The organism is Filomicrobium insigne, from assembly GCF_900104305.1.
Taxonomy (GTDB): Bacteria; Pseudomonadota; Alphaproteobacteria; order Rhizobiales; family Hyphomicrobiaceae; genus Filomicrobium; species Filomicrobium insigne.
Map to the genome: position 1 here is coordinate 131412 of NZ_FNJC01000003.1, position 14230 is coordinate 145641.

Below are 14230 nucleotides of genomic sequence, written 5' to 3' on the forward strand. Positions count from 1 at the left end.
ACATGTGTCCGCCGGTGTTGCGGAGATTCGCAGCTGTTTTAAGGCAGCAGCAGGCGCATGCGCCAATTCGCCGGTAAATATTTGTAGGGCGATCAGTTTGATTGTTGGGGCAACTATTCGAGGAGGGAACCGGAAATTATTACGACATACAAGCCAAGCGCGGAGCGACGCGTTTGCAAAATAAGAATATGAGGAAGAAACGCGTTTTTATTTTGGGGAGAAGCGGAGCTTAAATGAAAAGCTGAAAAAATGATCTGATTTCTGTCTACGCTTAACGGCTATTTTATATATGCAGCGCAGACTTGGTTAAGAATCGAATGTAATTTGTTCTTAGAGTCGGAGCATGAAAATGGCCGATCCGTCGAGAGCGGCGCTGAATTGGAACGCGTTGGACGCTTCAATAATCGGGGCTATCACTGAAATTCAAGCGGCGCGCGCTTGCATCCGGCATGATGCCCAATCCAAAGCGACAATAAAGCGGAACCCAAATGCCGAGGCGCAAGAACGCTTTGTGCGGTGTTTTGATGATGCCCAAGACATGTTGGATGAAGTCCGCGCGCAAATGTCCATCGCACGTTCGATTTTCGCCGGGGCGCCGCGCATACCGAGCCGCCCGCGTCAGGTGACTGCGACAGCCCTGGACAGAGGCAACGCGACATACGTCGTCGAACCCAAAAAGCCGGCGTCTTCGCGACTAGCAGCTTTTAAGAAGCGGTTCGCTTTTTTTGCGAAGTCTTCGATGCGCAAATTCAAGAAGATGACGTTCGCCTCCGCTCGTCGAGACAATAGCATTGCGGTCGAAAACGTCGGCAAAAAGACCGTAAGTCCGCGAGAAAAATTGATAGTCCCGTTTCTGTACGCATTGCCGTTTTCCCTCCGGCGCCGGTTATGGCGAAACCTAAAGTCCTCTTTCGCACAGACATCGCCGCAGGGCAAAACGCCGAGCGAAAGGACGCCGTATCACAACGCGTTTTATCCGAGGCCAGCCTTTGTTCTGGCGGCAATGGTCGGATTGGGCGTTGTCGCGTCGATTGCTTGGGCAGCATGGGCCCCGTCAACCGTCTCGGCGGCGAATGTGGGCCTGTCCACTCCATCGATAGAGTGGTCTGCGGTGCCGGCCAAAGGTTGCTCGGTGAGCGCATGGGCCAAAGCTTGTTATCCGCGCCGGTCCCGGCTTTAGAGCTGATGTCAATGTCCCAGCCCCTGCGACAATGACAACCGGAACGGTGAATACGTAGTAACGTTTGTCTGGGCACGATCGCCAACAGATGAACGGAGCTATGTCCAATGAATATTGGTTACAGGCCTAAGCCGCTTCACCCGCTGGCTGAATTACGCCAACGAATTTTGCGACTAAAAGTGGCGCATAAGAGTGATAACGCTTCAGAACCGACTGTCGCTCCGTTGCGACGAGAGAAGCGTCTTCCCGTAGCCCGTCATTATCGGGATGGCCGACGTTATGCATGAAGATAAGCCGACGCATACGCACATCGAGACACTGAACGACGTAGAGCAATCGCTCGCGACGCTTCAGGACGAGCGGTGTGCGTGCTGGGCTCAACTTCAGGCTTTGCTGGCGAGCGGTCCCGCCGCCGCCAGCAAAATCAGCCACTACATTAGCCGTATCGATGCGATCAACGACATTATGTTGGCCCTGGCTCGGGTGACGACAGCAGCCCCCTCGCTGCAGGATTCTACAGAATAGCTTGCCAACTATGGTCCGCTCACGTGAGTCCGCAGCCCGGCTCTAGAGGCAACAGTTGTTAGTTCCTCCGCCAATGCATCAGCCATAACCTCGCCCAAGCAACGATATGACGTGTCGTTCAGGTGGAACTTGTCTGGCGCAAGAAGCTCTTCGACCGAAAATTGTGACGAAGTGACCATGTGCTGCATGATTTCGTAACGACGCAGCAAAGGGATTTTTCGCTCGGTGGAAATCGCTTTCATGATGCGCAAATAGCTCGGGAAATTAGGGAGTCGCGCCGCACCCGGATAGTATTGATGATTGAGCAGAACCACATCGATCCCATGCTTTTGCATGAGGTCTAGACCAGCATCCACTGTAGATTGAAATTCGCTGATTTTTACGCCTCGGATCGCATCGTTCACGCCGGTTTGCCAGATGACGAGGTCCGGGTCCAACGGTAGCACCGCGCTCGCGATCCGCGCGAGCATATCGCGTGCAAGCTGTCCCCCGATCCCCAAGTTAACGACTTCGAACTTGTGTTCTGGAAAACGATGTTGCAACTCGACCAGAAGGCGCGACGGGTAAGAGGCTGCCTTGCTGGATGCCCCTGCACCCTGTGTGCTGGACGAACCAAGCGCGACGATACGGATGACTTCTCCCTTCCGAAAAGCGGCGGTCAGGCGCGGCATGGGCCAGTCCAGATGAACCAGCTCATTGGGTGCCTTACAGGCTTTCTTTGGAGGAGATGTTGCAGTTTGGGCTGCTTGAGCTTGCGCTGACGACACATACCCGACCGCCATCAGCGCGATGGCGGCAGCAAAACACGATTGAAAAGCGGAACGGAGGGCCAAACGAGCCCGACACTGCGCCCCAGCTTGCGTTGCGCGAGATACCATGCGGTAACACCCAATACAGAGATACCTATTGTATTCACAGCAATTTGCGTAGTGAGGTCAGTCCCAGCTTCCTGCATCACCACCCATCCGCTGAACGACAAGAGCGTGCCGAGACAGAAGACTTCTAGTGAATGTTGACCGCAACGTGAAATGACCCCTGCGCCCGGTGACGTCAGCCAACGCGCTGACGCCGGGACACAAGCGGCGACAATGTACCCGAGCGCGACAATGTGCAAGATGCGAAGAGGTGATAAATTCGTCTTATCAATCGCTCCAAGTAGATCGCCCGGCAGAAGACGCGTGCTTTCCAGCCCGGGGATTCGGGTCCAAGGCGCAACAAGTAGGCACGCAAAGAGCGCATAGGCGGCCGCCGGCGGAAGCAGAACGGCTTCATAGAGCGGCATATTTCTGCGTACCCGGTCTGCAGCCACTGCACCCAAAGTCAGCAGGAGCTGCCAAGCGAAGGGGTTAAAGAACCAGCCCCACACCGGATGCCCCGGCAATCCCAGCCCTCCGGCATAAGCAGCCAGCCAGATCGCAGCGGATATAATAAGTACGAGTGCGTGCGAACGGCGCAGCAGCCAATACATAACGGGGAACCACGCCAGAAGAAGGATGTATAGCGGCAGAATGTTCAGCATGTTTTGCTGATAGTAGAGCACCGCAGCCTGGGGAATCGCATGCGAAGGGTAGTTGATGAAATACTGCAGGCCGATGTGGTTCAGATAGTTGGGCTGCGAAAAGAAAAGCGCTGCCGCGCTAAGGAGCAGCAAGCTGACTACAACCGTTCCGATGTGCCAAACATATAGGTCGAAGATGCGACGCCCGACACGCGAAGTCCCGGAGCGGAAGCCCTCCTTTTCGAAGGTCTTGCTGTAAGCGAGCAGAGCGGAAAAACCAGCGAGAAATACAAAAACTTCTGCAGCATCTGCGAAACCGAAATTACGCATAGTTAGATCCGCCAGCCAATTCCCGGGAATGTGGTCGACGAAAATAAAAAGTAAGGCGAGGCCTCGAAAAAAATCGATGCGCACGTCGCGTTTTTGTACGGGTGCCTGACTCTTTTGCATAAGCGATATATTTCCAGCAGTTGCGGCCTTCACGGTGAGGTACCCCGCTCTTAGGTAACGATTCGGGCGTTTCCTTAGCTCTAAAATGGCGGGTGAGACGGCGGGGTTCCCGACCTGCGTCGCGACGGCAAGCTTTTGCCACCATGCGCGCATACTCTCTGAGTCGTCAGACGAGCGATGTCCGTTCGGGGCGCATGTCCGATGCGGACCGGCGGAAGCGCGCCGGTGCGCGTTCCATGACGCAGACTCGAGAAGCCTCCCCTGAGAACCTGGTGGGTTGAACTCAGCAGCGGAGGAACCAAACGCGGTGAATTGCGTTGAGTTCGCGCCAATCACAAACATCTGTGGATCATGACACTCTTCGATTTTGCAAAATTCGACGGTCAAAAGACTGCGTCCAGAACCTTCAGAAAGGGCAGCGGAATTCGCAGCTTACTACTGATCCTGGGCGCTTCTGTCGCAGGCTTGGTGAAGGTGCACGCGGTCGCAGCGGAAGCGCTGCCCCCGGCATTGAAGAGGCCAATTGCCCACTTCAGTCAGGACGCCGTCATCCAAGAAGCCAAAGCGCTCGCCAGCGAACCATATGTCGCACCCCCGCCGCGCGATCACGACCCGGCAAAGGAGTTGGCGGGGACGTATGACGAATATCGAATGGCGAGATTTCGTCCTGAAGCAGCGATACAGCTCGACAAGGTCGGCAAGTACCGGCTGCAACTTTTGCCCACCGCGTGGATACACAACGAAGAGGTTGAGCTGGCTCTTGTAGACAACGGTGTTTCAACCCCCGTGCGCGCCGATCCGGATATGTTCGATTGGGGAACATTGAAGAAAGTCGCAGCTTTCTCAAAAGGAGTTCCCCTTTCAGGGTTTCGAATTAACGGCCCGCTGAATAGTCCTGACGTGAGCGATGAAATTATCGTTTTCCAGGGCGCGAGTTATTTCCGAGCTTTGTCGCGTGGACAAGTTTATGGCATTTCTGCGCGTGGGCTTGCCTTGCGTACCGGCGCTATTGGTGGCGAAGAGTTCCCGCGTTTTACAAAGTTCTGGATCGAGCGGCCTGAGCCTCATGCCAATAAATTGGTGGTGCATGCGCTATTAGAGAGTAGGTCCGTGGCGGGTGCCTACCTGTTCAAGATTGATCCGGGCGACACAACGGTCATCGACATCGAGGCGACACTTTTTCCTCGTACAGAGATCTCACAAATCGGATTGGCCCCACTGACGAGCATGTATCTCGTCTCCAGCAGCGATCGTACCCGCGTCAGTGACTTTCGCCCATCCGTGCACGACTCCGATGGTCTGACCATCCACAACGGCAGCGGCGAGTATCTGTGGCGCCCACTTTCTAATCCGCGACAAATCGAAGTAAGCATGTTTCAGGATGATGGTCCCAAAGGGTTCGGTCTTGAACAGCGCGAACGTAAATTCGCAGCCTACCAGGACCTCGAAGCCAAATACCATTTACGGCCGAGCGTTTGGGTTGAGCCCAAGAGCGATTGGGGGCGCGGTAGCGTCGTACTCGTAGAGCTGCCAACGGAAACCGAAGCCAACGACAACATCGTCGCGTTCTGGCGGCCTGACGAGGCACTTGCCCCAGGCAAAGCATATCGGCTGGCTTACAGATTATCGTGGCCAGATACCTTCCGCGACATTGGTCCCAAAGTCCGCATCATGCGCACAATGGCCGGGCTTAGCATCGGTTCGGATCGCAGCGAAGGCGCTGTGCAGTTTGTCATTGAGTATGACGGCATCGAAGGCGAGAGCGACCGAGTTGAAATTTTGCCAACCATGCAAACAAGCGAAGGCCGCCTCAGCAAACCCCAAGTTCAGGTGAATCGAGAGTCCGGCACGTTGCGCGTTGCGTTCAAGTTTTATCCCGGAGCAAGCGAGACCGCCGAATTGCGCGTGGCTTTATCAGCCCTGCAAGGCGGATCGGAAACTTGGCTGTACCGTTGGACGAAAGGCATGCATCAATGATTACAGCTAGGCTGTTTCCTCTACCGCCTCCAAAAGTTCCTCCTGATGCCGGGGTTTTCATGCCTCCGCAGGAGCTTTGGGATCGCGCGGAGCGTGATACCGAACCCAAGCTAGGAACTTCGCCGGCGACGACGTGGGCGGCACGGCTTACCGTGACTGCCGCGACGCTGATGATGACCGCATTTTTTGCCTACTGGCTTTATGGCGCCTTGGCGCCGTCCGGTATCAACGTGTGGGAAGGGGTTTTCATCTTTCTTGCGACATCTTGCTTTGTGTGGGTGAGTGTCGGCACGTCTGCGGCATTGCTTGGTTTCATCCTGATGCGTTTCGGTGCGGCGCCCGCCATACCGGTCATTCCATCTGCGGATACGCCGCTCGCAACAAAAACAGCACTACTTTTTCCAATCTACCACGAAAGCCCTGCGCGGATCGCGGCGACTATTGAAGAATTGGCCAAAGACCTTGCGGACCGGGGCCATGGCGACAAGTTTTCTGTGTTCGTCCTGAGCGACACGCGGCCGGGTCAAGATCGCGATCTTGAGGTCGAAACATTTGAGATTTTGAAGAGAATAGTCGCCAGCCGGATGGAGGTTTTCTATCGCTATCGCGAGGAGAATGTCGGCAAGAAGGCCGGCAACATCCAGGACTGGATCGTGCGGCATGGCGGCGAATTTGAGCAGTTTGTGATCTTTGACGCCGACAGCGTCATGTCAGCAGAAACGCTGGTTCGGCTCGCGGCAGCAATGGAACACAACCCTCACGCCGGGCTCATCCAGACCGTGCCCAAGCTCATTTCCAGTACGACGACCTTTGCGCGTTTGCAGCAGTTTGCGAACGCGGCCTATGGGCCGATCTTGGCGCGGGGGCTTTCAGCTTGGTCGGGTCAGTCGGCAAACTACTGGGGGCACAACGCTATCATTCGGACGCGGCCGTTCGCCAAATACGCAGGCCTCCCGAAGCTCGATGGCGCGCCTCCTTTCGGCGGGCACATCCAAAGTCATGACTTTGTTGAAGCAGCTCTGCTGCGCCGGGCTGGCTGGGCCGTGTACATGGCGCCTCAGCTCACCGGCAGCTATGAATCCAGTCCGCCCACGCTGATCGACATGGCGATCCGCGACCGGCGTTGGGTCCAGGGCAACTTGCAGCATCTGGGCCTGATCACGGTACGCGGGCTGACGTTGACCAGCCGTGTGCACCTGTTCATGGGCGCATATGGCTATCTCGTTTCGGCTTTCTGGGTTGCCTTGATGCTCGTCGGCATGGCGCTCTCCCTCCCGTTTCTCACGGGTGACGAAGCCAACATGGCCAACGTGGATGAACTGGTAACAGGCGATGCCGTGACTGTTCTTGTTATGACAGTCAGCGCGCTCTTCCTTCCTAAGGCGCTGGGCCTTGTGAACTGGCTTCTTACGACGCGGAGATCAGTGGCGTCTGCGTTGCAAACCATTGCCGGCACCGTCGTTGAGGTCATCCTATCGGTTCTGCTGGCACCGATCCTTTTGATGACGCATCTACAAGCTATCGTTGAAATCATACGTGGTCGGGATAGCGGTTGGGCGGCGCAACGGCGCGACGCTGATGGCGTTACCCTTGCGGAGGCAATCCGGTTTCACGTGCGGCACGTCATGATCGGCTTAGTGCTGGCTGCGATTTCGGTAAGCGTATCGTGGTGGCTTCTGGCTTGGATGGCGCCTGTCGTGCTCGGCCTGATCTTGGCCCCGTGGGTGACGTGGCTGACATCCCGATGTTCGTTGCCGTCAATTTCACTGATGCTCGCCACCGACGAAGATTTAAAGGTCCCGGATATCGTGAGTAGGGTGGAAACGCGGGCCGCTCGGTGGAGACGATTTTGCGAGTCTCCAGCAAGAACGGACACGAAGACGAAAGAGGTGAGCGTTACACCCTTACCCGGTGCACCTGCCCCCTTGACCTGAGGAATGGGTTCAAGCGTGAGTTTGTCATCCCGGCGTGGTGGCGAACTCGCGCGCCGTCGCGGAAATTTCTTCGCGGGTCGGTAGGGCGGCCAGGCTGCCTTGCCGCGTTACGCTCAAAGAAGCGCAATGGACCCCAACGGAGAGGGCAGCTTCGGGGGATAACCCACGCGCAAGTGAACCCACGAAAACACCGCAGAAGGCGTCGCCCGCACCGGTGGCATCAATAGCCTTCACAGCAGGTGGCTGCGCGGTCCACGGCTCTGAACGGCCTCGCGCGTAAAGCCGGGCACCTGCGGAGCCAAGCGTCGCAACAACCGTGTCGCATCCGAGTTCAATCAATCGCGCTGCAGCTGCGTTGGGCTCTGAGAGGCCGGATAGGTCCGCCAGCTCAATGGCATTGACGAAAGCCAAGTCTATAAGCGGCCAAAGCCCTTCGTAGTCGAAAAGGATAGGCGAAGGATTGACCGCGATGCGAGCATTCTTCGCCCGCGCTGCTTCGAGCGTAGCCGCGGTTGTCGCCCGATCGATGTTTCCCTGCATTACCAGCCAATCGCCAGGCTTTAGCCGATCCATCGCTTTCAGGCCGATATCGGGCCCGGCATGCTGCGCCGAATGTGTCGACGCGATGATCGAGTTATCTCCATCTGGGAGCACGAAAATCGCAGCTTCGTCCGTTGGTCCGGGTCTGATGTGTGTCGGTCCGACATCGATCGTTTCACGCCGCAGCAAGTCTACGATTTCCCGACCGTAAACATCATCTCCCACGGCTGTTGCAAACGCGACAGGCGCGCCCGTACGCGCTGCGCTGACAGCTTGATTGAGGCCCTTACCACCGAAATCAATGCGCGCCTCCCGCGCGATCATTGTTTCCCCGGGCCGCGGCAATCGATCCACTTTGTAGGAACGATCGACGACACAGTTGCCGACCACCAGTATCGTCATATGCTCAGGCCCATGGGGAACCGATGTTATTGCGGTGACAGTGGGAGAAAGACGCGATCACTGGTCCTCGGGTTCCTCGGAAGGTATCTCCAGAGCGCGCAGGCGTGCGCGCAATCCCTCAATCTCGTCGAGAAGTTCGAGCGCCAGAGCGATGCCTGGGATGTTGAGATTGAAATCGCGTTCGAGGCGTCGGGCCGTCGCGACGCGGCTCACGGTAAAGGCCGCAAATCGCCATTCACCTTCGGAGCGTCCTTCGGGTTCGAGAACGCCTTCACTTACAAGCTCTGAAATCCACGTCCGATCAACATTACACGACTGACAGATCTCGGTAATCGTCAAGCGTGTCGTCGAACTGACGAGTTCGGCAGTGTGAACGGAACTTTGCTTTTCGGCCATGGTTCACAAGCCTCCAAATGTTGCGCGCGGATCAAACTTCAAGCGGCGTTCCATATCCCGGTAGGCTTCCTTGGCCTCCTCCGTATCGGCTGGAGGTAAGGCGATCCGCAAAACGGCGTAAAAGTCCCCAGGCGGGTGGGACGGGATCCCGCGGCCCTTAACGCGAAGTTTACGCCCCTGCGCGGAACCCGCCGGAATCTTCAAGTTAACAGGACCGCCCGGCGTTGGTGTTTTGACCGTAGCGCCCAACGCAGCTTCCCAGGGCGCAACCGGCAGATCAAGATAGATGTCCCGACCATCGACGCGGTAGAGCCGATCCGGCGCGAATTCGATCGTCAGATAAAGATCGCCTGCCGTTCCACCTCCGACTCCAGGCGTCCCTTGCCCTTTGAGACGGATTTGTTGGCCCTCCGTCACGCCCTTGGGAATCTTGACGTTGAGTGTTCGATCCTGAACGGAAACATGTCCCGTTTCGTCGACGTGGGGCACCCTTAGTGTCAGGGTCCGCGTTGCCCCCTCAAGCGCGTCGTGAAGGTCGATAACAACCCGGGCATGGTGGTCCTCACCGCGCGAGTGAAATTGGGTGCGCGTTGAAAAACCGCTGCGGCGAGCGCGCATGCCGCCAAACAGGCTTTCGAAAAAGTCGCTAAAGTCGTGGTCAGCGCCGTCCGCTTTGCGTCCGGAATACTCAAAACCGGTATCCCAGTTCGGTGGCGGTCTGAAGTCCTGGCCGGGAGTATATCCGGAGCCAAGCTGGTCATAGGCGGCGCGTTTTTCAGCGTCGCCAAGGACCTCGTAAGCTTCCCCGACCTCTTTGAACTTCGCTTCCGCGTTAGCTTCTTTGTTGATGTCGGGATGATATTTGCGTGCGAGCTTACGATAAACCCGTTTGACCTCGTCTTGGGACGCGTCACGCTCAACCCCAAGGATCTTGTAATAGTCCTTAAACTCCATCGCACCCTCTGACCAAAGAAACGCCAGGATGATGGCCAAGGCGTTTTGGTGGCGTCAATGCCTCGGTTCCAGATATGGTCAAGCCAAACCTCTGAGGAGATGCCCAACCAAATAAGATAGGGCCGCTGCGGCGAGGCCGATAACCAATGTTTCCAGCCCTGAGCGCCACCAACTGCGGGCGGACCATAGGCTTTTGAGGGACCCGATCAATATGAATGCCAGCCCGCTGAAAATCGTGGCGATGAACAGACCGGCATGAAAACCGAATATGAAGGGAATGAGAGGTAGGAGGCCGCAGACGACGAATGCGGAGAAGGTATACACGGCCGCGCGTAGGGGAGACCGCTTCGCCAGAGGCAGCCCGTGTTCTTCCGTCAACATAGTTTGGACCCAACGCTCTTTCGTCGCCGTGGTGATTTCAACGGCTCGTTCGAGATCCGCACCCTCAAACCCCTTTGCTTGGAATATTTGCCGAATTTCCTCTCGTTCTCCATCTGGAGCAAGTTTGATGTGGCGTTCTTCCATGCGTTGGAAGCGCTCGTATTCGTCCAACTCCGTCTTGGTGCCGCTATAGTTGGCCGCCGCCATCGAAAAACCATCGGCCAGAAGGTTCGCCGTGCCGAGGATCAGAATAATCTGGCTGGACAGCTCCGCCCCTGAAACACCGGCAACAACAGCAAAGGTCGTGACCGTTCCATCAATGCCGCCATAGACCCAGTCACGCGTGTAGCTAACCTGCGCACCGGAAGCGAGACGCCGACGAATTTCGGAAGGCGTATGCCCGTGTTCCAGTATTGGTGCCATTGATCCGCAGCTCCCTATGGAAAGGCGTTGCCGATCAGAAGGACGACAGACGCGATGAAACAGTATGACCCGATGAACTGTATTGGAGCCTATATCTTCACAAAGGATCAAGACGTCATCATTTCCAGCGCGCGCGGCGCAATCGCCTGATCCACATTGAAATATCCAGCCCACGGCTGACGGCCTGAAAGGCGGATAGTCTTAACAGTGTACGGTTTGGCGCTCTCCAGGCCCTTCAGCGCTGACCATGAAATCGGACAAGCGATTGACGCCACATCTCGCGCTCGAACCGAATAAGGCACAATTGCCGTCGCCATCGCTTTGTTACGCAGCCAATCGATAAAGATGCGACCCTTGCGTCGCGACTTGCTCGCCGTGGCGACAAACGAACCCGGCTCGAGCTTAGCAAGCCGCCGCGCTAAGCCAGAGGCGAACCCGGATATATCGTCCCAAGTCTGTGTGCGATTGAGCGGGACGACGACGTGAACGCCTTTGCCGCCGGTGGCCATTGCAAAGCTCTTGAGCCCGGCGCTGGACAACACCTCCTTCACGAGAAAGGCGCTGTCCCGCACTGTAGCAAAGGAGACCTCACCATCCGGATCGAGGTCGAAGACCATGCGGTCGGGGGCATTAAGGTCGGGAAGCCTCGCCCCCCATCCGTGAAGTTCGATGCCACCAAATTGCACGACGGTCGCAAGACCGGGACTGCCGTCGAGGGCCATATAGTCGGGATGTGATTTAGCGGGGTCCGGAACTCTGATGATCCCGGCTTTCATGGCCTTCATGGGATGGCGTTGGAAGAAAGTTTCACCATCGATACCGTCCGGCGCGCGTACAACGCTGATGGGTCGGTTTTCCAGATGCGGGAGGATGAGATCCGCAGCCTCGGCATAGTAGTCGGCGAGGTCACGTTTGGTCAGGCCCACCTTTGGGAATATGACGCGAGAGCCATGCGTCAAGGGCATCTTGGTATCCCTGCTAACCGTTTGGCGTGACGGACTTGGCACGGGCGACCCTCGCAAGCTAGATCGATGGGATTTGCCGCTGGAAAGATCTTCGCGCAAGCCAACATAACGCGCAGCTCGCAACAATCCGTTGACCGTCTTTCCGCGATGCTGAACAGCGATCCTGAGTTCCGGGGCAACCCAACGCACCTTTTTAGGAACAAGATCCAAACCTTCCAAGCCCTCTGGCGGTGATGGGCGTACGAGTCTGGAAAGCTTCGCGCCCAACTCATTATCCGTCCGCGCGCTAAACCCGGTGCCAACGCGCCCCCAATAACGCAGCCTGTCGCCATCAGACTGCGCGACAGCAAGCGAAGCGAAGGGCCGGCCGGCGCTCGACGGCGTGAAGCCAATGACGACCGCATCCTCTCGAGCAATTGCTTTGATCTTAAGCCATGACTTCGAGCGCCCAGAGCGGTAGGTCGATCCCGCGCGTTTCGCGATGATGCCTTCGCCTCCCGATTTCGCGATCCTTTCCAGAAGCTTGGGGCCGCTTCCTTGCAAGGTGGGTGCGATCCGAATGAGTTCCGGCTTTCCGAAGGTGGCCAGTAGCGTGTCCAAATGCGCTTTGCGTTTACTCAGAGATTGGCCCCTCACGTCACGCTTGCCTGTTCGCAGAACGTCGAAGGCGATAAAGGTCATCGGAGCTTTAGGCCCAGAGCCAAGCGCGGCGGCAAGCGCGCCGAAATCAGAGAGCCCATGCGCGTCGAATACGACGACTTCCCCATCCAGGATTGCAGGAGGAATCGTCGCGGCTGCTTCGGCGATGTCGGGAAATCGATCTGTCCAGTCATGGCCGTTGCGAGTGAACAGTCGCGCCGCGCCGTTTCCTGTGATGAGTTCCGTACGGTAGCCGTCGTATTTCATCTCGTAGAGCCAGTCGCGACCCTCGGGCACCTTGTCGGCCAACGTGCACAACATCGGCGGGATAAACTTGAGAAGGGATGTCGTTTTCCTGCTCGAAGAAGCCTGACGGTAGGAGGCTCGCCCCTCCGCGATTTCGTCCATCGACCGTCCCGAAACAACGCTGGTTGAATAGCGCGCGGCAAGGCTGTCGTCATCTTCCGCATAAGCGTCCCGGTCTTTGACGAGCAGCCAGTTTTCGCGCTGTCCTTCGTGCCCCATGCGCACGAGTGCCCACCGTCCGCGGATGCGTGCACCGTGCAGGGTGAATTTGAGATGACCTTGCGTGAGGTTGTGTAGCATTTCTTTGTCGGAAGCACCTGACCAAGTGCCGTGATCCCACAGCATGACGGTGCCCGCACCATAGGATTTTTCCGGGATAACGCCCTCAAAGCTCGCATAATCCAGAGGATGATCTTCCGTCCGTACGGCAAGGCGGCGTGTTCCAGGGAGTGCGCTCGGCCCCCGCGTGACCGCCCAGCTTTTGAGCGTTCCATCGATCTCGAGGCGCAGATCGAAATGATCGCGGCGGGCGATGTGGTGCTGGACAACGAAGATATGAGACTGGGACTTGTTTCGTGCAGTTCCCCGGGTCGGAGGCGGCTCCGGTGTTCTTTTAAAGTCGCGCTTGGCCGCATACGTATTGAGCCGCAGGGCTTGGGTTTTGGTGCGGGAGGTCACGCTTTTTTCTTCGTCGTTGCGGATCGGCCCTTTGAGCCGGAAGAGCCTCGGCCAGCTGATTTCTCAGGTGCTTTGGATCGCTTTACGGGATCGCGCTTTGTCGAGGCTGCCGCCGCGCGTTTCGGCTCTGACCGACCGCCCTTTTTGGCAGGAGCCTTCTCGACCGAGCGCTTGAGTGCCTCCATGAAGTCGATGACGGTACCCGCACCGGTGGCCGCTTCTTCGCCACTACTGACCGCAACCGTTTCGCCGCCAGCGAGCTTTTCTTTGACGAACTCTCGAACCGTTTCGGCGTAATGATCTTTGTAGGCGCTGGGATCAAACTCGGTCGACCGCTCTTCAATGAGCTGCTTCGCCATATCAATCAGGCCAGGCCGAAATTTCTGCGTTCCGAGTCCGGAAAAGATGTCATCCGCGTCGCGCACATCGCTGTCATAACGAAGGGTCTCGAGCATGAGCCCGTTTCCGGCCGGCATGAGAGCGATAAGGTTTTCCTTGCCGCGCATGGCGATCTGCCCAATTCCGCATTTTTTTGCGCTCTGAAGCGCGTCGCGAATTACGCAATAACCCTCTTCCGCCACCTCGCCGTCCGGAAGGATATAATAAGGCCGGTCGAAATAGAGCGGATTGATCGAGAACGCGTCCACGAACTCCGTCAACTCGATCGTATGGCGCGAGGAAAGCTTCAGCGCGTCAAGCTCGTCGTTGTCAAACAACACATAGTTGCCGGGCTCGACTTCATAACCGTAGGAGATGTCCTGTGAGGGGACTTCGCGCCCACCCTCTCCGGCTACCTTTTTGTATCGGATCCGCTGCTTCGTTTTGCGGTCCACTTGATGGAATGATATCTTTTCTTCGGACGATATCGCGCTGACCAGCCTGATGGGGATGGTCACCAGCGCAAGGCGCATGTGCCCTTTCCAAAATGTGCGGACCGCAACCATTTCAAACCCTACGCGTTACAAACGGTCTGTATTAACCT

12 protein-coding genes are annotated in these 14230 nt (G+C 57.0%); 4 read left to right on the forward strand and 8 right to left on the reverse strand.

What is annotated here, in order from left to right; all coding sequences use genetic code 11:
* Positions 1–349: 349 nt before the first annotated feature.
* Both BLS30_RS10760 and BLS30_RS10765 read left to right on the forward strand, forming a co-directional pair.
* On the forward strand, positions 350–1180 hold the full coding sequence (locus BLS30_RS10760; protein WP_090228737.1) for a hypothetical protein: 831 nt from the start codon (positions 350–352) through the stop codon (positions 1178–1180).
* Between the two features lie 279 nt (positions 1181–1459).
* Positions 1460–1705 (forward strand): hypothetical protein, encoded by a 246-nt coding sequence (locus BLS30_RS10765; protein WP_139165330.1) that lies wholly within the window; start codon positions 1460–1462, stop codon positions 1703–1705.
* A gap of 8 nt (positions 1706–1713) precedes the next feature.
* On the opposite strand, the gene BLS30_RS10770 is transcribed toward BLS30_RS10765, so the two are convergent.
* Both BLS30_RS10770 and BLS30_RS10775 read right to left on the reverse strand, forming a co-directional pair.
* Positions 1714–2583 (reverse strand): SGNH/GDSL hydrolase family protein, encoded by an 870-nt coding sequence (locus BLS30_RS10770; protein ID WP_090228742.1) that lies wholly within the window; start codon positions 2581–2583, stop codon positions 1714–1716.
* The gene (locus BLS30_RS10775) at positions 2487–3995 is read right to left on the reverse strand and encodes an OpgC family protein (protein ID WP_090228745.1); all 1509 of its coding nucleotides are present in this window, start codon (positions 3993–3995) and stop codon (positions 2487–2489) included. The genes BLS30_RS10770 and BLS30_RS10775 overlap by 97 nt, the downstream gene beginning before the upstream one ends.
* A gap of 9 nt (positions 3996–4004) precedes the next feature.
* Here BLS30_RS10775 and BLS30_RS10780 point away from each other — a divergent pair, with 9 nt between their 5' ends.
* Together BLS30_RS10780 and mdoH are read left to right on the forward strand one after the other, a co-directional pair.
* The gene (locus tag BLS30_RS10780; RefSeq protein WP_090228747.1) at positions 4005–5630 is read left to right on the forward strand and encodes an OpgD/OpgG family glucan biosynthesis protein; all 1626 of its coding nucleotides are present in this window, start codon (positions 4005–4007) and stop codon (positions 5628–5630) included.
* Complete coding sequence (mdoH, locus tag BLS30_RS10785) at positions 5627–7564, forward strand: glucans biosynthesis glucosyltransferase MdoH (protein WP_052743883.1); 1938 nt, start codon at positions 5627–5629, stop codon at positions 7562–7564. Before BLS30_RS10780 ends, mdoH begins: the two co-directional genes overlap by 4 nt.
* A 24-nt stretch (positions 7565–7588) precedes the next feature.
* Here mdoH and BLS30_RS10790 read toward each other — a convergent pair whose 3' ends face one another.
* The 6 genes from BLS30_RS10790 to ku form a co-directional block, all read right to left on the reverse strand.
* On the reverse strand, positions 7589–8506 hold the full coding sequence (locus BLS30_RS10790; protein ID WP_090228750.1) for a ribokinase: 918 nt from the start codon (positions 8504–8506) through the stop codon (positions 7589–7591).
* 57 nt (positions 8507–8563) lie between these two features.
* Positions 8564–8902: a chaperone modulator CbpM gene (locus tag BLS30_RS10795; RefSeq protein ID WP_046479200.1), complete on the reverse strand. Its 339-nt coding sequence runs from the start codon at positions 8900–8902 to the stop codon at positions 8564–8566.
* A gap of 3 nt (positions 8903–8905) precedes the next feature.
* Positions 8906–9856 (reverse strand): DnaJ C-terminal domain-containing protein, encoded by a 951-nt coding sequence (locus tag BLS30_RS10800; protein WP_090229383.1) that lies wholly within the window; start codon positions 9854–9856, stop codon positions 8906–8908.
* Positions 9857–9934: 78 nt separating this feature from the next.
* Positions 9935–10660, reverse strand: a complete 726-nt coding sequence (locus BLS30_RS10805; RefSeq protein WP_046479199.1) for a VIT1/CCC1 transporter family protein — start codon at positions 10658–10660, stop codon at positions 9935–9937.
* 107 nt (positions 10661–10767) lie between these two features.
* A complete protein-coding gene (ligD, locus tag BLS30_RS10810) occupies positions 10768–13248 on the reverse strand; it encodes a DNA ligase D (RefSeq protein WP_090228753.1) in 2481 nt (826 codons plus the stop codon).
* Positions 13245–14192, reverse strand: a complete 948-nt coding sequence (gene ku, locus BLS30_RS10815; protein WP_046479198.1) for a non-homologous end joining protein Ku — start codon at positions 14190–14192, stop codon at positions 13245–13247. The genes ligD and ku overlap by 4 nt, the downstream gene beginning before the upstream one ends.
* Positions 14193–14230: the final 38 nt, after the last annotated feature.